We start from the raw sequence: 23,644 nt of genomic DNA, 5'->3' as shown, positions 1-23,644 counted from the left end.
CTGTTTTATAAATTAATTACATCCGCATCCACCACCCGTCTTACCGCCATTGGCACCGGAGGCTCCTTCTCTATACACCTGGAAGTTCATTTCAAACTTCTGCACTTTGCGAGCTGACAACTCCATTTCCGTATCATTGATCTTGTTCTTCTGGTATTCTTTTACAGACTGGCACGAGGTGAACAAAGCTGAACCTATTAAAAGACATATGCCTATCGCTTGCCATTTCATATATCGGTTATTTTTACATTGTTTGAAGTGTACAATTTATTGTTATCATCAATAATGATGCAAGCCAGTTCTTTTAACTGGTTGATCATATCCAGTCCCGCTTTTATACCCATCACTATTACAGGTGTTGTCATGGCATCAGCCAGTTCTGCACTGGGACTAACTATCGTAACACTTTTAATGCCAGAGACCGGGAAACCAGTTTTGGGCTCAATAGTATGTGAATATTTCTTCCCTCCAATGATGACAAACTTTTCATAGTTCCCCGAAGTTGCTACTGCTTTATTGCTGATAGCCAACTGGGAAAAAGGATGATATTTTGTATCCGGGTCTGCAATACCAACCGTCCATGGCTGTCCGTTAGGTTGGTTACCCAGCGTAGTTAGATCTCCAGCCGCATTAACCACTCCATTCAAAATGCCTTTTTCTATAAGCACCTGCCTGGCACGGTCTGCGGCATAACCCTTACCAATACCTCCAAAGCCTATACGCATACCCTTCTCCTTTAGAAAGATGGTACTTTCTTTCTCGTCAAGTATTATATTATTGTAATTGATCAGCCTTACAGATTGTTTGGCTTTTTGGGCATCCGGCAATGAGGTCATGGTAGTATCAAAGTTCCAGAAGGCTTTATCGATGGAACCATAGCTGATATCAAATGCTCCCTGGGTGAGGCGGGAAATCTTTTTGGAACGATAAATTAATTCAAAAACTTCTTTATCTACCTGTACAGGTCTGATGCCTGCCATGGCATTCACCTGGTTTGTCTGGCTGGAATCTTTAAAAGTGGTCAGTAATTGTTCAATGCGGCTGATCTCAGCTACTGCGGCTTCAATACATTCATCAGCAAAGGATTGGTCTGTATGGACAACCGTAATTTCAAAACGGTTGCCCATCAGCTTCAGTATCTTTTTATAGAGATTATTTTCTGTTAAATTAGCGGGCTCCATGAGCAACGCTGTTTACGTCCTCAATGAAAGTATCAGGGCTAATGGGAGCATAACCTTCCCAGGATTTTATAACCTTACCATTAGGATCTAACAATACCGTGTAAGGGAATTTTCCCCCAGGATTATATTTATCAGCTAATGATTCGTTCAATTTTGTTTGTTCCTTAGATAACTGGTTCTTTTTAAGACGGGGGAAGTCAGCATTCACCAATACAAGATTGCCAGAAGCATATTTGGTAAATGCCTCAGATTCAAAAATCTCTTTGTGCATCCGTATACATGGTCCACACCAGTCTGAGCCAGAAAAATTGACCAGTATATTCTTATGTGACTCTGTGGCTTCTTTTTTAGCCTGGTCTATATTAGAAAGCCATAATGAAGAGCCCGATAACATGGAACTTAGTAAAACTGCCAGAAGAATTTTCATGGTTAATCAATTTAGGATGAAGAATATGGTTAATTGGATCTTTTTTGAGGTATCTTATTGTTAGGGTTAGGCTTAGGGACTAATGCATAGGCTGGCCTGGGTCTGCGATAGCCTAATAAAAGTGATAATAATCGTCTTAGCATTAAAATCTTTTTGGAATGGTGAAAAAATAAATGGAGGGTATTATGTTTCGGATCATGTGCATGTCTATAACGTAATATTACGCCAGAAAAGTGTAGGATTTCGTTATAAAAAGACTAAGCCCTGTTATTTAACAAGGCTTAACTTATATCATAGGTTTTATTTAGAACTTATTAAGAATTTAATGCTGTTCGCAGATCTGATACATCTATTGGTGACAGCGCTGGATTGGTATAGCTTTCAACACTATCCGCAAACGCAGGATGAATAAATTCCATTTGCGAGGATGCTTTTCCCCTCAGTGATGAATGAAATTCTATGGCGCCTGTTTTCCGGGCCAGTTCCCCGATATTTTCCTTTCGCACACCACTACCCGGCATGATGATGATCCTGCCATTTGCAGCAGTAACCAGTTGCGTGACAAGGTCCAGTCCATCCATAACATTGGGTTTTTGACCAGAGGTCAGAATTCTTTCACATCCAAGTTTTATCAATTGTTCCATCGCCAGGAATGGATCATCACACCTGTCAAATGCCCTGTGAAATGTGATCCTAAGCGGATAGGCTTCCTCTATCAACCTGGCAGTTCTTTCCGTGTCAATATTTCCATCTTTGTTTAGCAAGCCTATAACCAACCCATCGCAACCTAATTCTTTACATTTTTTTACATCGTCCATCATTACCATGAACTCCTGTTCTGTATACAGGAAATCACCACCTCTGGGCCTGATGATAGGAAATAACTGGGTGGTAAATGCTTCCCTGCAATTACGGATCATGCCATACGATGGAGTTATACCTCCTTCAGAGAGTGCGGCACATAATTCAATACGGTCAGCCCCGCCATCCACGGCCGCCTTCGTGGTGACAAAATCATTGGTGGCTATTTCAAGTATAAAATGCACAGTTTATAATTTAAATGAAACTGGTTTGATTAGAATTACTATCAATTAATATATGCTCCTGGAATGGAAGACCTTACTACCTGCTTTCGTTTGAACGGCATAGGTAAATCCTTTTTGAAGTGCATAACCTCCAAATTCACCTTTAGTATTCATTGCTATAAATCCTACCTGCAGGTCTTTAGCACGATTGCCCCTTTTTTTTATGATGCGTTCTACCGCCTTTTTACAGGCTAGCTCCGGATTCATTCCCTGGCGCAGGTACTCTACAACGGTATGAGAACCGCAGATACGTACCACTTCTTCTCCTACTCCGGTTGAAGTCGCTGCTCCTGCATCACTATCTACAAACAATCCTGCTCCAATAATCGGGGAGTCGCCCACTCTTCCCCTCATCTTATATGCCATCCCGCTGGTAGTGCAGGCACCACTCAGGCCACCGTTTGCATCCATGGCGATCATGCCAATGGTATCATGGTTGTTTATTTGCCCGGGTTCATTTTTTTGCTCCAGTAATTTAGGAATGGTCATTGGGTCATACCTGGAATTTTTGAGCCATTCTTTATAGGCCTTTTCACTCTCAGGTGTCAGGAGGTTCTCCATTTTATAGCCGTTGGCGAGTGCAAACTGCAGGGCGCCCTCACCAACTAATTGCACATGCGGTGTTTTTTCCATTACCAGTCTTGCAATCTTAATGGGATGCATGATGCTTTCCAAAAACATTACTGCACCACAATCTCCATTTCCATCCATGATACAGGCATCAAGCGTTACCTTACCATCCCTGTCAGGCAAACCACCATATCCCACGCTTTGATCTGTGGGATCGCTTTCCGGAATCTGAACACCCGCTTCCACTGCATCCAATGCCTTACCTCCTACTCCTAATATTTTCCATGCTTCTGTGTTCGCTTTAACATTAGGCGCCCAGGTAGAAATCACGATCGGGTTATTTTTGACAGTAAACCGGCTATCCCCCGGAACAATTGGATTTTTTAATACAATTCCCAAAGAGCTCAATGCCGATGTGTGTAAGAATTTTCTACGTGTGAACATATTTTTATTATACGATGTTTGTATTAAATAATAGGGAACTGTGAAACTATTGAATTTTAAGAATAACCAAACAACCAGATGATGATTCTACTTTTTGAATTGCCAAATTTTAGTGACCCGGGAATACTTACCGCATTATTGACATTGACTGCACTTGAGATCATTCTTGGGGTTGATAATATTATTTTCATATCCATTGTATCCAATAAGCTACCTGAACATCAGCAGGGGAAAGCAAGAACATTAGGGCTGTTACTGGCTATGGTATTCAGGATTTTCCTGTTGTTAACCATTACCTGGATCATAAAGCTCACTACTCCGTTGTTCACCATTCCATTTATTAAAGACGATGGAGAGGCAATTGGAATCAGCTGGAAAGATATCATACTGATTGCCGGGGGTATATTCCTTATTTTCAAGAGCACACTTGAGATACACCAAAAGCTGAATGTCGCAAGTAAGCCTCATGGTACCATTGCTCCATCGGCCTTTAGATCTGTGATCATTCAAATTGTGCTGGTGGATGCCGTCTTTTCTTTCGATTCTATTTTAACAGCCATTGGACTGGTAGATAATGTACTCATTATGATACTGGCAGTGGTTATCTCGATGCTTATTATGATCTTTTTCTCAGGAGCCATAAGCCGGTTTATTAACAAACACCCAACACTACAGATCCTTGCTCTCGCTTTTTTAATTATGATTGGAATGATGTTGGTTGCAGAAGGATTTCACCAGCATATTAATAAGAGCTATATATATTCCGCTATCGCCTTTAGTCTTATAGTAGAGCTTATTAATATGCGCCTTAGAAAAAACAGGCAGCAGATCAATTTGAATGATACAGAGTTGTAAGTGTCATTTAGTCAGCTACTGTAGTTGGGCACCAGGTTTGATGTTTAAACACTGTTACTAAAAACAAAGTATGAAAATTGAAATAATATCGGGCAGCCCAAGGCAAAATAGTGCCACTAACAGGTTAGCCTTATTCCTTGAAAAAGAATTGACAGAAAATACAAACCACCAGGTTGGTTTGATAGATATCAGGAAATATCCTATGCCTGGCGTTCAAAAAGTCTTTACCACTGTAGAGGATACACCCGAGAAGTACAAAGAATTAGCAGGCAGGATGTTCGCTGCTGATGCTTTTATTATAGTAACTCCCGAATACAATGGTAGCTATTCTCCTGCCATGCAAAATATGTTTGATCATTTTCCTAAACAACATCATAAGGTTTTTGGTCTGGCAACAGCTTCACCGGGCGCATTAGGTGGTGTACGTGCAGCCATGCAATTGCAACAGTTTATCATGGCCTTGTTTGGAATAGCTTCCCCCTATATGCTCTTAACACCCCATGTTGATAAAAAATTTGATGTCGATGGAAATCTGACAGACCCAACCTTTCAAAAAGCTATTGATACTTTCCTTACAGAATTTATCTGGCTGTCTGAAAAATTGGTAACTGAGAAAGTTACTGCATAAACAGTACTGATGATAATCAGGACGTAACCCGGATTTCAATTCATCCTTTGTGTTATTACCAGACAAACAATAAAATGAATTATCATGACAACTATTTTACATAAAGCCAACACAAGAGGCCATGCCAATCATGGATGGCTTGACTCCTGGCATACATTTTCTTTTGCAGGATATCATGATCCTGAAAGAGTTCATTTTGGCGCCTTACGTGTATTGAATGATGATACGGTAGCCCCAGGTATGGGATTTGGAAAACATCCACATGATAACATGGAAATTATTTCCATTCCACTCGAAGGAGACCTTGAACATGGTGACAACATGGGTACAACAGCGGTCATCAAACAAGGAGATGTGCAGGTGATGAGTGCGGGTACAGGCATCATTCATTCGGAGAAAAACAAAAACTCCGATAAGCAAGTGAAATTCCTTCAAATCTGGGTATTTCCAAATAAGAAAAACGTTCAGCCGCGGTATGATCAAAAAAGCATTGGAACAGAGGAAAAACAAAACAAGCTAGCAACAATTGTTTCACCTGTTGGAAGCAATGAGGGCGGTGTGCAGGTGCACCAGGATGCGTGGTTTCACCTATCGAAGCTGGATGCAGGAAAAGAAATAACGTATGCAATCAAAAAGAAAGGAAATGGTGTATATGCCTTTGTTTTGGAAGGTAATTTGAAAGTAGGCGAAACAGAATTGAACCAAAGGGATGGACTTGGAATTAGTGACTCAGACTCATTTACAATTCATGCCCATACACCTTCTGAAATTTTATTGATGGAAGTCCCAATGATTTAACCTAACTAAGTTTTCAGAGTTTAATAAGAGCCTGTTTAGTCTTAAACAGGCTTTTCCATTCTTAGAAGTAATGGGACTTTGAAACTTTTCCCTAAAAAAGATGTGCAACTTTGATATTAAAGATCTGTATATGGAACAGCAAAATACATTTACACAGGCGCATGTTGACAACCAACTCTGGCTGAATGAACTACGATTTTACCGGGATGAAAATGAAATATTTCAAAAGCACCTGGATGGATTAATATTACGTAATACCAGTTTACAGGAGTCTGACGAGGCCATGTTTTTCCAAAACCAGTTTGCGCGCTTTGGCGACCTGATCACCAATATGGAAAATGAATTGTTAAGCGCCGGGGCTAAAATGTCCATGTACGCAAAGTCAGAACGTTCAGCCGATCTTGATAAGGTTATCGTGGCCGACCATTACCAGTTCAGGGATACAATTACTGGTTTCAAAAATGCTTATGAAGCGTTGAAAATTAAATTTAAAAAGTTTGAAACGGAGCTTTATTAGCTACTGGCAGATGCAATTGACAACAATCATAATAATTGCCAACAATGGTCAGTTGAAGGGGGTTGACTAAATAGTTGCTTTACATAATTAAACCGGACATTATGTACCAGACCGTTTCTATCCGTAGCCTTCACCTGGAATACCAGTTATGGGTTCGTGAATTGATCTTTTACAAGGAAGAAATCAAGATATTTGAAAGTCACCTGGAAGAACTGGTTTCAAGAAATACCAAGCAGGATGTACAGGTTCAGATCGAGCACTTTCAAAATCAATTTATTTGTCAGAAAGAAGTCATCGATATTTTAAAACACAAGCTCAATATTAGTGAAAGACAATTAGCCGCATTTGTTTATGATCTTTCGGGTGGTGTTATTGAAAGCGTTCGAATGGACAATCATTCAGACCTTAGAGAAGAAGTAATGACTTTTCGAAAATTATATAAAAAATTAAAAACTGATTTCAGGCATTTTGAAACTGAATGGATGTAAGTTTAAATAGAACTAATCTTTGAGCCTGTATTTTTAAAGCAATAATATTGCATCTCCCCTAATATGCTACTGCTACAGGTCTGACATTTTTGAAATCAAATAATTATTGTTGAATCTACACTTCCCTGAAAGCTGCTATAGCATTAGCTTATAGCTGATTGAACAATACAAGTTACCTGTTCTTATCTTTCTGAAATTGATAAATCAATAACTTAGGTGCTTTCAATTCAAATTATGAAGGCATTTTCCACACTCTATTTTTTTCTTGTAATATCTACTTTTTGTTCTGCCCAAACCAATACACTTGACAGTGCCTGGGTAAAGGATAACTATTACAAAATTGAAAAGATGATCCCGATGCGGGATGGCAATAAACTTTTCACGGCGATCTACATACCAAAAGACAGCTCAGAAAAGCACCCCATATTAATGAAGCGCACTCCCTATACCGCAGGACCATACGGAGAAGCAAACTTTCCTGGAGGTTTCTGGAACAGCTATTACAGGCTGTATATGCGTGAGAACTATATCATGGTGGTACAGGATGTAAGAGGAAAATTCATGAGTGAAGGGGATTATATCGATGTGCGGCCTTTTATTGCAGATAAAAAAGGCAACCAGGTTGATGAAGCCAGTGATACCTATGATGCTGTTGACTGGTTGGTAAAAAATGTGCCAGGAAATAATGGCCGTGTGGGTGTGTTTGGAATTTCTTACCCTGGTTTTTATTCCACCATGGCAGCATTGAGCGGGCATCCGGCGGTGAAGGCCGTGAGCCCGCAGGCACCGGTCACCGACTGGTTTATGGGTGATGATTTTCATCATAATGGTGTGTTCATGGCCATGGATGCATTCTCATTCTATTCAGGTTTTGGCAGACCACGTGTAAAGCCCTCCATGTCCGGCCTTCCTGGTTATGCCATGCCGGGCGCTGATAATTACGATTTTTACCTGCGTACAGGAGCCCTGAAAAACCTTACGAAGCTGATGCCTGAAACCATACCCTTCTGGAATGAATTGATGGCACATCCTAATCTTGATGAATGGTGGAAAGCCCGTAACACCAGGAATTTTGTACAAGAGATTCCCTCATCTACCAATACCCTTGTAGTGGGCGGATTGTTTGATGCTGAAGATTGCTTTGGTGCCTGGAACTTATATAAGGCCATCGAATCCAAGTCAAAAAATAATAATAAGCTGGTCATGGGTCCATGGTTTCATGGTCAATGGGGAGGTCGTGGAAATGGCAGCAGTTTAGGAAATATTCGTTGGGATGCTAAAACTTCTGAATGGTACCAGGATAATGTGGAAGTACCTTTTTTCAATTATTATCTGAAAGATAAAGGATCAGTAAAAGACCTTGCTGAAGCAACAGTTTTTTTTACTGGCGAAAATGCCTGGCATAAACTGCAACACTGGCCCCCGGCTAATACCGCTCAACAGGAATTATACCTTCAACCCAATGGTAAGCTTGGTTGGGAAAAGCCAACAATTGGAATGCCTTACACCGGATATACCAGTGATCCTTCCAAACCTGTTCCCTATACTGAAGATGTTCATGCAGACAGAACACGTGAATATATGACCGACGATCAGCGGTTTGCCGCCCGCAGGCCGGATGTTATTGTATTTGAAACACCTGTATTGGAAAATGACCTGACACTTGCAGGGCCATTAAATGCACATTTATTTGCTTCTTTATCAACAACAGATGCAGATTTTGTGGTAAAACTGGTAGATGTTTTTCCAGATAATTTCAGCTATGCTGATCAACCATCCCTACCTTCTTATCCTATGCAGGGATATCAAATGCTGGTGAGAGGAGAAATAATGCGGGGGAAATTCAGAAAGTCTTTTGAAAAGCCAGAACCATTCAAGCCGGGTAAAGTGGAAGAGGTCAGCTTTTCCTTACCGGATATTGCACATACATTTAAAAAAGGACACCGGGTCATGGTGCAGATTCAAAGCAGTTGGTTTCCACTGGCAGACAGAAATCCACAGAGGTTCGTGAATATTTATGAAGCCAATGATGCAGATTTTCAAAAAGCGGATATCAAAATCTACCATTCATCCAGCTATCCATCCGGCATCGGTGTACCAGTTATGAAATAAGGCCACCTATTAATAAATATTGAACCTTTATTATGAGAATCAACATTAAGTCTCTCCTTTTTTTGTTCGCGTTATTATCCGGAGTTGTTGGCACTGCACAAAATAATTTGATCATTCCGCAACCTGTAAGTATGAGCATACTGAAAGGTAATTTTATTATTTCTCCCAAAACAGTGCTTGTTGCCAATGATGCGGAAGATGGTAAAGCCATTCAATTTTTTAATAGCTACCTGAAAAAGGTATATGGTTTTAGTTTACCAGTTTCAAAAAAGACGGTCAAAGGATCCATACAATTAACGACAAGAAAATTTATTAAAGCCCCGGACAAGGATGCGTATTCTCTTGAGGTCAATAAAAACGGTATCCTCATTGAAGGTGATACTTATGCGGGCACATTTTATGGCATCCAAAGCCTGATTCAATTACTTCCGGTGAATGGTGTTGATCCGGGTAAAACAAAAATAAAGACTGGTCAGTCTCTGACAGTACCCTATGTAACAATTAAAGATTACCCGAGGTTTAATTACAGGGGAATGCACCTTGACGTGGCTCGGCATTTCTTTCCCATATCATTTATTAAAAAGTACATTGACTATCTAGCCTTGCATAAAATGAATTTTTTCCATTGGCATTTGACTGACGACCAGGGCTGGCGCATAGAGATCAAAAAATATCCCCTGTTGACAAAGGTAGGTGCATATAGAAACGGGACGATCATCGGGCGATATCCGGGCACGGGTAATGACAATACGCACTATGGTGGATTTTATACTCAGGAAGAAGTGAAGGACATTGTTCAATATGCTACCGACCGGCATATAACAGTTATACCAGAGATTGAAATGCCGGGGCATGCTTCTGCGGCTATTGCTTCCTATCCCTGGTTAAGTTGTTTCCCTATGGAAGAAACCATCATACCCTCCCATCCTTCTGAGTTGAGCAAATCTACCAGAGGAAAAAAAGTGCAGGAGACATGGGGTGTATTTGATGATGTTTTTTGTGCGGGTAAAGATTCAACTTTTCAATTTTTGCAGGACGTAATAGACGAAGTGCTGCCATTGTTCCCTTCAACATACATTCATGTGGGAGGTGATGAATGTCCCAAATCCAACTGGAAGCGTTGTCCACAATGCCAGGCAAGGATGAAAAAAGAAGGTCTTGCCAACGAACATGAGTTACAGAGTTATTTTATTCAAAGAATGGAAAAATACCTGAATGAAAAAGGCCGCACTCTAATAGGCTGGGATGAGATCCTGGAAGGTGGTTTGGCCCCCAATGCCTGGGTAATGAGCTGGAGAGGTGAAAAAGGTGGCATTGATGCTGCAAAGCAACACCATAATGTGATCATGACTCCAGGTGAGTATGTGTACTTTGATCATTCACAGTCAAGGAATGAAGATTCCATAACCATTGGTGGATATGTACCATTGGAAACTGTTTATAAATATGAGCCTATTCCCGCTGAATTGGATAGCACTGAATCGCAATACGTCAAAGGAGCGCAGGCAAATGTCTGGACGGAATATATACACTATCCTTCCAGGGTGGAATACACGATCTTTCCCCGTATGAGTGCCCTTTCAGAAGTTCTGTGGAGTCCTAAGGACTCGAGGTCATGGAGCAAGTTTGAGGCCCGCCTTCCACTGCAGTTCAGGCGTTACGAATCATGGGGATCTAATTACAGCCAGGCATATTATGATCTTGATGCTCAATTAAAACCTGGCTCAAACAATACGGTAAATTGGATTATAGTCCCTAAAAAAAGAAACACTATAGTCAAGATTTCAGGACCAGGCAATAGCGTTCACTATTTTTCTACTGATAGCACCAGTTTTTTACTCAGTGCTCCTGGAATATATAGCGCTCAACAGGTATCCAAAAAACCTATGGCAAAATCCGAAAAGGATAAACTGATTGGCCGGGCTATTAAGGTGGAATATTTTGTAAACAAGGCAACAGGCAAACCAATCAGCATTCAAACACTTCCTAATAGTAAGTACCCTGGTCAAAGCGGTAGTTTTAGCCTCGTGAATGGAGTATACTCTGATAAAGGTTTAAGCTACCCTGATTGGATGGGTTGGGTAGGTGATGACCTGGAAGCAACGATAGACCTTGGAAAAATCCAATCTGTTTCAAGTGTAAGAATGCACACGCTGGAACAAAATGGAAGCTGGATCTATCTGCCAAAACATGTTGAAGTAATGGTCTCAACTGATGGAAAGAATTTTACAAGCCAGGGAAGATCCACCGAATTTAAAACTGATACATTGACTATGGGTTGGATCACCGTAACATTTGCTCCAACCAATGCCAGGTACATAAAATTTATCGCAAAGAACTATGGAGATATTCCTGATGGCCAGGCTGGTGCAGGAAATAAAGCGTGGTTATTTGCAGACGAGATCCAGGTATTTTAAAAATAGGCAAACGATTGCACAACGTTGCAAAATCATTGCTATTCACAGGAATGACATTTTTTGCAGGTGGGCAACAATAGGATGCGAACACAGAAAAATATTTCTACACCCGTATCTTTAGCAGCCAAAACCAATGTTTGATTTGAAATGACAGATATTAATTTAATAGACGCGTTTGAAAGAATTCCGGTAAAGATCTTTGATGGTGCAGTAGAAGGATCAAAATTTGCAGCCGCAGAAATCGCAAGACTTATCCGTGATAAACAATCAAGAAATGAGAATTGTGTATTAGGGCTGGCTACAGGATCAACACCCAAAAGCCTGTATGTAGAACTGGTGCGCATGCACAAAGAGGAAGGACTAAGTTTTAAAAATGTCATCACATTCAACCTCGATGAATATTATCCTATAGAAAAAGATGCCTGGCAGAGTTATAATAATTATATGCACAGGCATTTATTTGATCATATCGATATTGATCAGGACAATGTCAACCTGCCCAACGGTGAATTGCCAAAAGAAGAGATCAAAAAGCACTGTGCCGAATATGAAAAAAAGATAGAAGAAGCCGGAGGTATTGACCTCCAGGTATTGGGCATTGGAAACAATGGACATATTGGATTTAACGAACCCGGTTCCAGCATTTACTCCAGGACAAGGCTCATTAACCTTGAGAATTCTACACGCCTGGCCAATGCATATGAGTTTGCCAATATCTCTGAGGTGCCTAGGCTGGCCATTACGATGGGCATCAGCACCATCTTAAAAGCCAAGCGTATTATATTACTCGCCTGGGGTCCTGCCAAATCCGAGGTCATTCAACGATCTGTGGAAGGTGCTGTTAGTGAAAGCGTGCCTGCCAGTTTATTACAGCAGCATAGCGATTGTACATTCATCGTGGACCAGGTGGCCGCATCTGATCTCACCCGGTTCAAATCGCCCTGGCTAACAGGAGAAATAGAATGGACTTCGGCAATGATCAAAAAAGCCGTGGTAAACATGGCACTGAAGCTTAAAAAGCCTATTCTCTCGCTCACCAATAATGATTACAATGAATTTGGTTTGGGAGACCTTATCGTTGAAGAAGGCGATGCCTATGAGATCAATTTGCAGGTTTTCTATTTATTAAGAGACTCTATAACAGGATGGCCTGGTGGCAAACCCGATGCCCAATTACCCACCCACCCTGAACGCTCTGAGCCTTTTCCCAAAAGAGTTGTCATCTTCTCCCCTCACCCCGATGATGATATCATCAGTATGGGTGGCACCTTTCAACGATTGAAAGACCAGGGTCATGATGTGCATGTAGCTTACCAGACTTCAGGTAATATCGCTGTAACAGATGAATTCGTTACCAGGTTTCTTGACTTCGCAGTTGGTTTTGAGGAAATTGCTGGTATCGATAATGACAGATCTGGTAAAATTCTGGATGAAGTCAGAAACTATCTCTCCAGGAAGAAAACCAATAGCATTGACACGCCACAGATACGGTCTATTAAAGGCCTGATCAGGAGATGTGAAGCCAGGGCCACCTGCAGGTATGTTGGTATACCTGAAAAGAACATTCATTTTCAGAACCTGCCTTTTTATGAAACAGGAACCATAGAAAAGAAACCTATGGGTGAAAAAGATGTGGAGCTCACGGTAGCTTTATTACGGGAAATAAAACCGCACCAGTTGTTTTGTGCCGGCGACCTTGCCGACCCGCATGGAACCCATAAGGTTTGCCTGGATGTGGTACTGGAAGCATTAAAGCGAATAAAAGCCGCTGGTGATCCCTGGATCAAGCAATGCTGGCTTTGGTTATATAAAGGAGCCTGGCAGGAATGGAATATTGATGAAATAGAAATGGCTGTGCCCATGAGCCCGGATCAGGTCCTGAAAAAGCGTTATGGGATATTCATCCACCAGTCGCAAAAAGATATGGTTCCTTTCCAGGGTAGTGATTCGAGGGAGTTCTGGCAAAGGGCGGAAGAAAGAAACGCTGCCACTGCCGATTTGTATGCACAGTTAGGCCTTACGCATTATGCTGCTATTGAAGCGTTTGTACGGTGGAGTTATTGATTTTAAGCTAAATAAAGATTAAAAGTGCCCTGTATGATCTGGCGCAGCCATGTTTATCAGGGCCATTATTTTATTTTGCACAAAATTTCAAGTGGATCTATCACCAACCTATAAGGGACCTACATGGGCTGAGAGCTTAAAGGATGATGCCTTTAAGGTCAAATTGTACGTGGGGATCATTTTATTAGGGGTGGTACTTGTTAGTTTTCCTTTTTTCTTTCAGCATATTGAATTAAGGGATGGAGCCATGTTGAATGACTGGGTGCTTGACCAGTTACAACCCAGGGATGTTTCCATACCTATTTTTGCCATCATATGGTCCATGACCATTTTCATCCTGGTAAGGAGCGTGCAGAACCCCACGATATTTCTAACATTCATGTATGGGTTTATTCTGCTTTCTCTCAGCCGTTTTATAACCATTTCGCTCGTACCCCTTGATCCGCCCCATAACCTGATACCGCTTATCGATCCAATCTCCAATTCGTTTTACGGTAAGTCATTCATAACAAAGGACCTATTCTATTCCGGCCATACATCGGCACAGTGTCTAATCTTTTTGAGTTTTCGTCGAAAACTTGATAAGCTGATTGCACTTTTCTGTACTATTGCAATTGGCTTTTTAGTGCTGGTTCAGCATGTACATTATACAATTGATGTCATTGCTGCACCGGTATTTACAATCATTTGCTTTTACATCGCAAAGAAAATTGTAAATTCGAAGCCAATATCAATTATAGAACCGATTGAACGTTAACAGATTATAGAAGATTGGTTAATTGATTTAACACTTAAATGCCTTGAAAGGAAAATAAAAGTACAAGCCATGAACAAACTGCAAGTACCGAATTACACTCTTACGGATAAATTGACAGAAGAACAATTGAGTTTCTTCGATAAGAATGGATTGATCATTTTCAAGAAATTCATTACCAGGGAAGTGGTAGATCTGTTCATTAAAGAAACACAGAGAATAGAAAAAGAGTGGTTGGATGCAGGCCTTGATAAGGTCAATGGAATTCCTTTAAAATTTGGAAAGGACGAGCATGATAATAAAGTTATCCAAAGGCTTTGCTTTGTATCGCAGCACAGCCCTATTTTACATGAATTTTTACAGGACCCCCGTTTACAAGCATTAACTGACCTCGTACGTCCATACGAAGGCCGTATTGGTGAGGATGAAAAAGACGGACTTGTTTTAAATAATTATATACGCACGCCTAATAGTGCTTTCTCTCAAATGGGTTGGCATACAGACAGCCCACGTGATCTTTTCCTCGGCCAGCGCATCATGCCCATGCTGAATGTAGGAATCCACCTGGACACCGTTCCATTTGAGAATGGAGGTTTAAGAGTGCTTCCTGGTACACATAAGCAGGGAATGCTTCGTTTATTGTTTGGTAAAAAATACTTTATCGACCATAAGCCTGATCCACGTGAAGTAGGTCTTGACATAGAGGCTGGCGATCTTACCGTGCATGATGGACGTTTATGGCATCGCGTGCAGCAATCACCTTATTTTGGTGAAAAGAGCCGCCGCCGTGTTATGTATGTTCCTGTTGTTACCGGTAAGTATATGCCAAAAGATAAAAACAGCAAGACACCATTCTACCATAGATTTGCGTCAACTGTTCAGAATTAATCCTATAACATGTCATTTGCTTTAGTCACAGGTGCCAGTAAAGGCATAGGGAAATCTATTGCCCTTGAATTAGCCTCAAGAAAAACGGATCTTTTATTGGTGGCACGGAATGAAGAACTTCTCCGCTCCCTTTCTGAAAAAATCCGGAATGAATATGGCGTGAACTGCCATTACCTTTCATTGGACCTTTCAGCCCCCCACGCCCCTCAACAGGTTTATAACTGGTGCCGGTCAAATGGATATGATGTCAATATATTGGTAAATAACGCAGGGTATGGTTTGAGCGGTGCCTTTGACAAATATTCTCTGGAAGATCACCTGAATATGATGCAGCTGAATATGAATGTGGTGGTTGAAATGACATATCATTTCCTGCCAGATTTAAAAAAACATCCACGAGCCTATATATTGAATATAGCTTCATCTGCTGCTTACCAGGCTGTTCCCTTTCTAAGTGCCTATGCAGCTTCCAAATCGTTTGTATTGCAGTTCTCCAGGGGCTTGCACCTTGAGCTCAAAGGCACGACTGTATCGGTTACCTGTGTTAGCCCGGGGGCTACAGATACTTCCTTTGTTGACCGTGCCAACATAGGAGCCAAAGGCCTTGAACTGGCTGGAAAATTCAATATGAAGCCTGCTGAAGTAGCCAAAATTGCTGTTAATGCTATGTTTAAAGGAAAGACAGAAGTTATTACAGGATTTTTAAATAAGGTAGGCGCGGCACTGGCCTGGCTGTTACCTAAAAAAACAATTGAGAAAGCTTCTGCAAAAATTTATCAATAAGATCCTGATCGAACTGTTTCCTTTTATTTTTTCCCCTATATTTGCCACCCGAAATAAATGGCCCCGTAGCTCAACTGAATAGAGTATTTGACTACGGATCAAAAGGTTCCAGGTTTGAATCCTGGCGGGGTCACTAAAAAAGGTTCTACAAAAAGTAGAGCCTTTTTTTATGCTTGTTACTTATTATAATGCTGAAAATGTAATCTTCAATTATTGCTTGAGCTTATTTTAAATTAGGCAAAATTTTTTTTAAGAATTCTTATTGAGCTTTCATTGTAATTATCCAGGGACCACCTGCATTTTGCTGGCCGGCAAGGTCGCCATCTGTACTGCCGGCAGCTCCCACCACCACGTAACTTCCATTGGCACGCTGAAAAACAACACGGGCTACCTCACCACCCGATCCACCAAGTGCGCGTTGCCATTGCTTGTTACCAACCTTGTCCAACTTTACCAACCAGGCATCTTCCCCACCATGATTACCGCTTACATCACCATCATTACTGGAAGTTAATCCCGCCAGCATATAACCACCATCCTGGGTGGGTAAAATGAAATAGGATATATCATTATCAGATCCACCAAGAGACTTTTGCCATAATAACTTTCCTTCTTTATCAATATTGACCACCCAGGTGTCGAAATTACCGTGATTAACACCCACATCGCCATCATTGTTACTTTTGGTATCACCGGTTATTATATAACTATGATCCATGCCTGTGGTGATGGAATATATCATTTCACTTCGGCTACCTCCAAATGCTTTGGTCCACAACAGGTTCCCATCTTTATCCATTCTTACTACCCATCCATCCAAACTACCGACGTTCATTCCCCAGCCTGGGTGGTAACCGCTAACATCCCCATCCTGGCTGTTTGTCCAGCCGGCCATGAGGTAGCCTCCTTCGGAACTTTCAATAATTGATAATGCTCCTTCACTACCGGTTCCACCCAAAGTTTTTTGCCAAAGTTTATTTCCGTTTCTATCAAGCTTTATCACCAAGGCATCAGTGCTTCCATGATTATTAATAACGTCTCCATTAGTACTGCTGGTTTGACCTGCAAGTATAAAGCCTCCATCGGAGGTTTCTATAATGGAAGCCGCCATATCGTTAGCTGACCCACCTAATGCATGTTGCCATACTTTATTTCCATTTGGGTCAATATTTACCACCCAGGCATCACTGTTACCGTGATTACCTGTAATGTCGCCATCAGTACTGTAGGTATATCCTGCAATTGCAAATCCTCCCTCCCTGGTGGATGCAATAGCATCAGCACCGTCCAAGGCAGATCCACCAAATGTTTTTTGCCACTTCACTTTTCCCTGCATATCTAACTGGAGTACCCACGCATCCGAATTGCCAGGATCTCCGGTTAAACTTTTACCGATTCCTGCAAGCACATATCCTCCCTCCATAGTCCTGGCAGCTGCATAAACCTGGCTTGAGACAGAGTTGCTATAAACAATATTAAAATCGGGTTCAGATATAACAGAAAGTGGTTCATCCTGTTTTCGGCAGGCCTGGAGTGCTATTATAAGCAGAAGCAGAAGAATAGAAGATTTCTTCATAATGTTCTTCAACTTTAAAATGAATGTAATAATATATTTTACTGAGGACAATGACGGTTATCATTGAAAGTGCTGATAGATAAGTATGTAATAGCACCTCTTCATTGGTCTAAACTGCTCTATTAATTCTTCCAGGCTTAGTAATTTTATAGAACATAAATTTTTTAAAATGGAAACAAATACTGCCAGTACCAGGATGCAGGGCTTTGTTACCCTGTTTGATTATCATACGCGCTTTTTTACCAGGGCATTGGATGGTATATCTGCAGAAGATATGCATAACAGGTTAAATACACAGGCTAATCACCCCGCATGGCTGGCAGGTGCATTGGTGCAACAGCGTTTTTTAATGGCTTCAGAAACAGGAACCGGCCAGAAACAAACCGGCGAAGACCTGTTTAAAAATAATAAGGGTATACAGCCAGGAGTGCAATATCCATCCAATGCAGCATACCTTAAGGACTGGGAACGTATTACACCAGAAGCATGCCATGCACTGGTGAGCATTGATGATCAAAAGCTGGATAGCGAGGTGGATATGGGTGGAATGAAAATGACCTATTATGATTTGATCAGTTTCACCATTTACAGGGAAGCCAATATGATCGGTCAGCTGGCATTGTGGCGCAGACTCCTGGGTTACCCGGCAATAAAATATGATTAGGCAATTACCTGTTCAAAAGGGGTTCTACCCTATTTGTTGTGCGCGTTGTGTGAGGAGGTTATTGTTGAATGCTCTCAGCTTTGATTACTCGCATTTTTTTGTCCAGGAAAAAAAAGAACCAATAGGGATGATTATCCTGGGAAACAGGCTTGAGACTTCCCTTACTAACTTTTTCAGCCACCTGGAATTTATGTTCCATGATCCATGAAGTTTCTGAGTGATCTTCCTTTAGGGGTTTAAGGTCACCAAAACTTTCGGGAAAATAAGGCTGGTCTTTGAAGAGCTTAGCTCTCAGGTAGTCCTGGATATTTTCATGTGCCAGCTGGCTGGCAGAGCGGTTTACCTGGGCATGTACCATTAAAGGAAATACCAGGAATAATAGTATTATTCGCATTAGCAGGCGTTTTATGAATTATTCCCAGGAGGAAAAGTAGTGGTGGTAACATTAAGTTATTCCTTTTTCGATTATAATGAAGATAAGATGGATGAAAGGTGCTTTACAGACCATTCCCGGTTATGTACCAGGGATAAACGTAAGGTTCAGCCAAAATTATCATCACCCCAAATGTTACCTTTGGGAAACTTTTCTATCAAGGATCTGTAACAGTTAAAACCTTTGTTCGAATGAAACACTCACCGGAATTCCTGCAATTAGTAGATGAAGTAAAAGACCAGGTAAAAGAAGTATCTGTGGAAGAAGCACGGCAGCAACAACATGGCGGAGCTTTGCTGATAGATGTAAGAGAGGATAATGAATGGGAAGCGGGTCATGCTACCAATGCCATTCACCTTGGCAGGGGCATAATTGAAAGAGATATCATAGAAAAGGTCCCCAATAAAAACGCGGAGCTTATACTGTATTGCGGCGGTGGATTCCGCAGTGTGCTTTCTGCCTATAATCTCAAGAAGATGGGCTATACCAATGTATTTTCCATGGCCGGGGGCTGGAGAGCATGGAAAGATGCAGGCGCCCCTGTTGAACAATAATGACCCGGTTATTATTTGGAAGTGCCGGCAATAACTATGCGTTTGCCCTTATACGTTACACTATAAACTATTAATGCAAGTGTAACCGATATTGCTCCTGCAGCACATATTCCATTCCATTGTGCCCTGTCCCAGACCCACAAACCTATGGCCGATCCAAGGGAAGTGCCGATGAAGCTAACAGTCATGAATACGGTATTCAGGCGGTTTCGGGCAGCAGGCTCCAGGGCATATACCCTCGCCTGGTTAGATACATGCACGGATTGCTGTCCCAGGTCCAGTAAAATAATTCCCACCACCATCCCGGTAACGGTGGTGCCTAAAGTATAAAAACAAATAAAAGCACCACCAATTATCAAAAGACCATAGCCAATGGTCACCCTCGGGTTTCCCGTATCTGCAGTCCCTCCTATTAGCGGCGCGATCATTGCTCCGGCCACTGCGGCCAGGCCAAACAATCCTATCTGGTCTGACTGGAAATGAAAAGGTGCATTGGAAAGGTATAGAACCATCGTTGTCCAGAATATGCCAAAGGATGAAAAGGTAAGTGCATTGATAAGCGATGCTTCCCTAAGTATGGGCTCTCTTTTAACTAACCTGACAAGAGACTTCATCAGTGAACCATATGTCCCGGAAAACTGTGGTTCAGCCTTCGGAAATATAAGACTCATAGCCACCAGTAATACGGATGTAATGGCAGCCGCTATCCAGAACATAGCCCTCCAGCCCAGCCAGGCACCAATGAACCCGCTAAATGACCTGGACAATAGGATGCCGATCAATAACCCGCTCATAACAGTTCCTATGATCTTTCCCCTTTTGTGAACGGGTGAAAGGTGGGCGGCAAGTGGCAGGATCAATTGTGGTACAATGGAAGTGCACCCTATGAGAACAGCGGCAATATTCAGCATCAGCAATGAAGTGGACAATGCTGCCATGATCAATGCGGCAACTGCGAGAGAGGTTGTAAAAATGATCTGCTTTCTTTTTTCCAGCATGTCGCCAAGGGGCACAAATAATAACAAGCCAAGGGCATAACCGATCTGGGTAAAAAATGTAATGGTGCCGGCCTTGCTTTCAGCCACTCGAAATTCCTTGCTAATTAAAACTACCAGGGGCTGGCAATAATATATATTAGCAACGATCAATCCCGTGCATAAGGCCATGAATAATACCTGCCATGGCCTGAGTGTGTCTTTTCTCATATAAGCCTGCAAATGTAAGGCACCATGGAGCCAACATTTAAATTGGCGGAATTAACCTGACAAAGAGTTTAACGGATACAGAATGCTATGTTAATGGTACAACAGTTCTTTTTGCATTGCTTTCAAATGCAGCCTCAATGATCCGGATCACTTGTAAACCGTCCAGGGGAGCAACCGGTGCATCCTTATTGTTTCTTACAGCTTCATAGATGCTATTATAATATTCCATGTAGTTTCCTGTAAGTGAGGACACCTGTTCCCGTACAACCTTACCATTAATTTCTGTATGCAGTAAACCTTTCTCGGTTCCAGGTTCAACTCCCCAGCCGGGGCTTCCCGGTAATATATTCTGTAATAGCGCATTTTCCTGCACATCCGTTCTTTGCTTTATAAAGCTTCCTTTTGATCCATGGATGATATAACCGGGTAAGAGCTCCCTGACTAGGTAATTAGCTTTTAGCCGCACTCTTTTATTATTGTAGTACAATAGCAATTCGAAATAATCATCTACCTGCGAATTGGTTCTGATCATCCTAATATCGGCAAATACTGCTTCCGGGAAACCAAATAACTGCAGTGCCTGGTCTATGAGGTGAGATCCAAGATCATACAATGCCCCCGTACCTTTTACAGCAACCTCTTTATGGGTTTTGGGGCTTAATTCATTTCTAAACCTGTCAAAATGAAATTCTGCCTCATTGATATGGCCAAGTATCTCATCGTTAAGTACTCTTTTGATCGTTTTAAAATCGCTGTCAAATCTCCGGTTGTGGTAAACCGACAGTAGCTTTTTCTTTTCATTTGCCAGCATGATTAACTGTTTGGCTTCATCAACTGTAACTGTAAATGGCTTTTCTACTATTACATGTTTACCTGCCAGAAGTGCCTGCCTGGCATATTCAAAATGAGTAATGTTGGGTGTATTGACAATAACCAATTCTATTGAGGTGTCGGAAAGAAGTTCTTCCAATACGCGGAAAGTTTTGATTTCCGGGTATTTTTCAATGGCTTCATTTTTAGTTCTTTCCCAGATTCCATATAATTCAAAGCCCTTATGGACATGTAAAAATGGTGCATGGAAGAGCTTTCCACTCATGCCATAGGAAAGTATAGCAGTTCTAATGGGAGTCATTGCTTGTTTTTAAGTTGTAATGAGTATATATCAGTCATTTATCTGCGAAAGCATCTTTTAAAAATGCTTAGGCCGCATTTGATGCAATGAAGTTATTATTTATATATACATGTGGTTGGGCATCGTAACTTGTTTTCCATGGAATGCAGTACGGGCAATGGTTTTAAATTTTGACCTGCCACTTCAACATTGTATTTCCTTCCATAATTTGACCAGCGCTAACACTGCTGCTAATCTATTTTTACACCATCAGAAATAATAAAAAGGTTGAATTTTCAATAAACTTAGAATCAACCTTTCCAAATTTGATCTAAAGTTTCTCTATTCATATAGCAAGCAATCGTTAGCGCCCGCTGTTTCTACAGTGGGTTTTTTTTGCTTTTATATGCCTGGCAATTACCTGTACGATGCAAGTATATTTAAATTATGTTAAAACCCTTATTGAAAAACCTTTACTAAAAAAGATTGGACATCGTAGGAAAATGGCCTAAGATCCTTTACCAATAAGGGTTCCATGCGTTGAATGCAAGCTTCGGTATTGTAAAGAGTAATAAGATCTGGCTGTAAGGACATCGGGCTCCTTATTATTTTTACGTCGGAAATAATTACACCTGCAGCGCGGATATTTTAATAGCTCACTGAGTCTTCGACTGTTTCTCCAACCTGAATTTAATTATTATGAAAAATATAAACAGCCAGCAACCAACAGTGTTACCCGCCAGGGCATTAACTATTTCTGAATTTTTGCATGCCAGTTATCCTGAAATGGATAACAGCATAAATAACTTCAGGATCATGGAGTTTACTGCAATGAAATTTAACGAGCTCAGCCAGAGAATAGGCAGAAGATTTTCTTTTGATGATAACGGTGGAGGCTACCAGGGTTTGTAATTGGTTTATTGCTGTACCCTACTTTTAATCTCTTTCAGTCAATGTTTCTTTACGCTGTTGTTCTGCTATTGCTTCTTTATCCGGGTGCTTTTTCCTTTGTTTTCTTTATCAGCGAAACTGGTAGAACAGTCCAAATTGCCATACTGAATTTTTTACATCTCCCCTGCCCTTCGTTATATCACTTAACCCCAGGTTATACCTTGCGTCGATACCCAGGCCGGTATGCGATAAAAACCCTAATCCAAAAGCCCAACTAAGATCGCTTTGCTTGATCTGGTTCTTGATATCATATTCTATCCCATCGTTATCTTCAAACTTGGCCGATACCAGTGCCCCTACCTGTGGTCCCGTTTCCAGTCTTAATCCACCTCTGCCTAAATACTGAAGCAGGAATGGAATATTGATATAATCTATTTTGTCAGTTCCATTGTTAAAGCTTGCTCCCTGGGTGGAAAAAACTATTTCAGGTTGAATGGCCAGCCTTGGATTTAAGGTGTGAATATGTACAAGCCCCCCTATATGAAAGCCGGTTCTTGAGCTGTTGCTATTAATATTGCCATTATAGCCGGCAAGATTTACACCACCTTTTATTCCCACCTCAACATTTCCCCGCTGTGCAATTCCTGCTACTGAAACCAGGCTGGCTACTAAAAACATAATGGCTTTATTCATAATTATTTGATTCTTTTTATTGATTCAGCAATTTTAATACCATTGACATTATTTGACATTCATCTCCATCAATTCTGTCAAAAAAGCGGCTATATCTCCAGTTCATAATTCCACAATCCTAAGGTTCCTTTCATATAAATTGGTTTCCTGAAGAGCGATGGTTCTTCCAATACCCATACATATCTTCCATTGCTATAATCTCCAAACGCCCTTTCTTCCATTGTTAATTGGTTGATAACGGCATCGGACATATGCAATGATTCCACTTTTATAACGTCGGTGAGTTGTACTTTTCCAATAATAGCTCCAAATGGCAATTTTGAAAAATCAGTAATGTATTTTGAAAATGGAGGTTCCAGCGCTAACATTGCTCCAGACTGGCCCATGCTTGCATGAATCAACAGGTCCCCCCGGTGCTTTGTAGACCAGGACCTTGTTTCCAGTTTTTTTAAGCCCATGACCGTTAAGCTGGCCCAGGGTTGCAAAAAACTCAACACTTTCATGGT

25 protein-coding genes and 1 tRNA gene are annotated in these 23,644 nt (G+C 41.2%); 15 read left to right on the top strand and 11 right to left on the bottom strand.

Annotated features, from left to right (window positions below):
- Positions 1-12: 12 nt before the first annotated feature.
- The 5 genes from BP74_RS05410 to BP74_RS05390 form a co-directional block, all read right to left on the bottom strand.
- Complete coding sequence (locus tag BP74_RS05410; RefSeq protein ID WP_496371841.1) at positions 13-231, bottom strand: DUF4266 domain-containing protein; 219 nt, start codon at positions 229-231, stop codon at positions 13-15.
- Complete coding sequence (locus BP74_RS05405; protein WP_496371840.1) at positions 228-1,181, bottom strand: FAD:protein FMN transferase; 954 nt, start codon at positions 1,179-1,181, stop codon at positions 228-230. The genes BP74_RS05410 and BP74_RS05405 overlap by 4 nt, the downstream gene beginning before the upstream one ends.
- Positions 1,168-1,608, bottom strand: a complete 441-nt coding sequence (locus tag BP74_RS05400) for a thioredoxin family protein (RefSeq protein WP_496371838.1) — start codon at positions 1,606-1,608, stop codon at positions 1,168-1,170. Before BP74_RS05400 ends, BP74_RS05405 begins: the two co-directional genes overlap by 14 nt.
- 314 nt (positions 1,609-1,922) lie before the next feature.
- On the bottom strand, positions 1,923-2,654 hold the full coding sequence (locus tag BP74_RS05395; RefSeq protein ID WP_496371836.1) for a copper homeostasis protein CutC: 732 nt from the start codon (positions 2,652-2,654) through the stop codon (positions 1,923-1,925).
- Between the two features lie 45 nt (positions 2,655-2,699).
- A complete protein-coding gene (locus tag BP74_RS05390) occupies positions 2,700-3,707 on the bottom strand; it encodes a glycosylasparaginase (protein ID WP_496371834.1) in 1,008 nt (335 codons plus the stop codon).
- 78 nt (positions 3,708-3,785) lie between these two features.
- Here BP74_RS05390 and BP74_RS05385 point away from each other — a divergent pair, with 78 nt between their 5' ends.
- The 12 genes from BP74_RS05385 to BP74_RS05330 all read left to right on the top strand — a co-directional run bounded on the left by BP74_RS05385 (position 3,786) and on the right by BP74_RS05330 (position 16,144).
- On the top strand, positions 3,786-4,562 hold the full coding sequence (locus BP74_RS05385; protein ID WP_496371832.1) for a TerC family protein: 777 nt from the start codon (positions 3,786-3,788) through the stop codon (positions 4,560-4,562).
- 70 nt (positions 4,563-4,632) lie between these two features.
- Positions 4,633-5,190 (top strand): NADPH-dependent FMN reductase, encoded by a 558-nt coding sequence (locus BP74_RS05380; RefSeq protein ID WP_496371830.1) that lies wholly within the window; start codon positions 4,633-4,635, stop codon positions 5,188-5,190.
- Between the two features lie 84 nt (positions 5,191-5,274).
- Positions 5,275-5,988 (top strand): pirin family protein, encoded by a 714-nt coding sequence (locus BP74_RS05375; RefSeq protein ID WP_496371828.1) that lies wholly within the window; start codon positions 5,275-5,277, stop codon positions 5,986-5,988.
- 130 nt (positions 5,989-6,118) lie between these two features.
- Positions 6,119-6,505, top strand: a complete 387-nt coding sequence (locus BP74_RS05370; protein ID WP_496371826.1) for a hypothetical protein — start codon at positions 6,119-6,121, stop codon at positions 6,503-6,505.
- Positions 6,506-6,606: 101 nt separating this feature from the next.
- Complete coding sequence (locus tag BP74_RS05365; RefSeq protein WP_496371824.1) at positions 6,607-6,993, top strand: hypothetical protein; 387 nt, start codon at positions 6,607-6,609, stop codon at positions 6,991-6,993.
- Positions 6,994-7,227: 234 nt separating this feature from the next.
- Positions 7,228-9,105 carry a CocE/NonD family hydrolase gene (locus tag BP74_RS05360; RefSeq protein ID WP_496371822.1) on the top strand — a complete coding sequence of 626 codons (1,878 nt, stop codon included), beginning with the start codon at positions 7,228-7,230 and terminating at the stop codon, positions 9,103-9,105.
- A 32-nt stretch (positions 9,106-9,137) separates the two neighbouring features.
- Positions 9,138-11,522, top strand: a complete 2,385-nt coding sequence (locus BP74_RS05355; RefSeq protein WP_496371820.1) for a glycoside hydrolase family 20 protein — start codon at positions 9,138-9,140, stop codon at positions 11,520-11,522.
- A gap of 147 nt (positions 11,523-11,669) precedes the next feature.
- Positions 11,670-13,586, top strand: coding sequence for a glucosamine-6-phosphate deaminase (gene nagB / locus BP74_RS05350; RefSeq protein ID WP_496371818.1), 1,917 nt, complete (start codon positions 11,670-11,672; stop codon positions 13,584-13,586).
- A gap of 91 nt (positions 13,587-13,677) precedes the next feature.
- Positions 13,678-14,343, top strand: coding sequence for a phosphatase PAP2-related protein (locus tag BP74_RS05345; RefSeq protein ID WP_496371816.1), 666 nt, complete (start codon positions 13,678-13,680; stop codon positions 14,341-14,343).
- Positions 14,344-14,412: 69 nt separating this feature from the next.
- Complete coding sequence (locus BP74_RS05340; RefSeq protein ID WP_496371814.1) at positions 14,413-15,228, top strand: phytanoyl-CoA dioxygenase family protein; 816 nt, start codon at positions 14,413-14,415, stop codon at positions 15,226-15,228.
- 9 nt (positions 15,229-15,237) lie between these two features.
- Entirely contained in the window at positions 15,238-16,011 is a 774-nt protein-coding gene (locus tag BP74_RS05335; protein WP_496371812.1) for an SDR family NAD(P)-dependent oxidoreductase, read from the top strand.
- A gap of 59 nt (positions 16,012-16,070) precedes the next feature.
- Positions 16,071-16,144, top strand: a tRNA-Arg gene (locus BP74_RS05330).
- A 126-nt stretch (positions 16,145-16,270) separates the two neighbouring features.
- On the opposite strand, the gene BP74_RS05325 is transcribed toward BP74_RS05330, so the two are convergent.
- On the bottom strand, positions 16,271-17,587 hold the full coding sequence (locus tag BP74_RS05325; protein ID WP_496371810.1) for a hypothetical protein: 1,317 nt from the start codon (positions 17,585-17,587) through the stop codon (positions 16,271-16,273).
- A 169-nt stretch (positions 17,588-17,756) separates the two neighbouring features.
- Between BP74_RS05325 and BP74_RS05320 the strand changes: the two genes are divergently transcribed.
- Complete coding sequence (locus BP74_RS05320; RefSeq protein WP_496371808.1) at positions 17,757-18,251, top strand: DinB family protein; 495 nt, start codon at positions 17,757-17,759, stop codon at positions 18,249-18,251.
- A 58-nt stretch (positions 18,252-18,309) separates the two neighbouring features.
- Here BP74_RS05320 and BP74_RS05315 read toward each other — a convergent pair whose 3' ends face one another.
- On the bottom strand, positions 18,310-18,645 hold the full coding sequence (locus BP74_RS05315; RefSeq protein ID WP_496371806.1) for a hypothetical protein: 336 nt from the start codon (positions 18,643-18,645) through the stop codon (positions 18,310-18,312).
- Positions 18,646-18,875: 230 nt separating this feature from the next.
- Here BP74_RS05315 and BP74_RS05310 point away from each other — a divergent pair, with 230 nt between their 5' ends.
- Positions 18,876-19,238, top strand: a complete 363-nt coding sequence (locus BP74_RS05310; RefSeq protein ID WP_496371804.1) for a rhodanese-like domain-containing protein — start codon at positions 18,876-18,878, stop codon at positions 19,236-19,238.
- An 11-nt stretch (positions 19,239-19,249) separates the two neighbouring features.
- On the opposite strand, the gene BP74_RS05305 is transcribed toward BP74_RS05310, so the two are convergent.
- Positions 19,250-20,443 carry an MFS transporter gene (locus tag BP74_RS05305; protein WP_496371802.1) on the bottom strand — a complete coding sequence of 398 codons (1,194 nt, stop codon included), beginning with the start codon at positions 20,441-20,443 and terminating at the stop codon, positions 19,250-19,252.
- Between the two features lie 85 nt (positions 20,444-20,528).
- On the bottom strand, positions 20,529-21,575 hold the full coding sequence (locus BP74_RS05300) for a Gfo/Idh/MocA family oxidoreductase (RefSeq protein ID WP_496371800.1): 1,047 nt from the start codon (positions 21,573-21,575) through the stop codon (positions 20,529-20,531).
- A gap of 678 nt (positions 21,576-22,253) precedes the next feature.
- Between BP74_RS05300 and BP74_RS05295 the strand changes: the two genes are divergently transcribed.
- Positions 22,254-22,466 carry a hypothetical protein gene (locus tag BP74_RS05295; RefSeq protein WP_496371798.1) on the top strand — a complete coding sequence of 71 codons (213 nt, stop codon included), beginning with the start codon at positions 22,254-22,256 and terminating at the stop codon, positions 22,464-22,466.
- Positions 22,467-22,574: 108 nt separating this feature from the next.
- Here BP74_RS05295 and BP74_RS05290 read toward each other — a convergent pair whose 3' ends face one another.
- Positions 22,575-23,138: a porin family protein gene (locus tag BP74_RS05290; protein ID WP_496371796.1), complete on the bottom strand. Its 564-nt coding sequence runs from the start codon at positions 23,136-23,138 to the stop codon at positions 22,575-22,577.
- A gap of 89 nt (positions 23,139-23,227) precedes the next feature.
- A complete protein-coding gene (locus BP74_RS05285; protein WP_496371794.1) occupies positions 23,228-23,641 on the bottom strand; it encodes an ASCH domain-containing protein in 414 nt (137 codons plus the stop codon).
- Between the last annotated feature and the right edge of the window lie 3 nt (positions 23,642-23,644).

This window comes from Flavisolibacter ginsengiterrae DSM 18136 (assembly GCF_059568575.1).
Note: the sequence above shows the minus strand (reverse complement) of the source record. Positions and strands in the feature narration are given on the sequence as shown.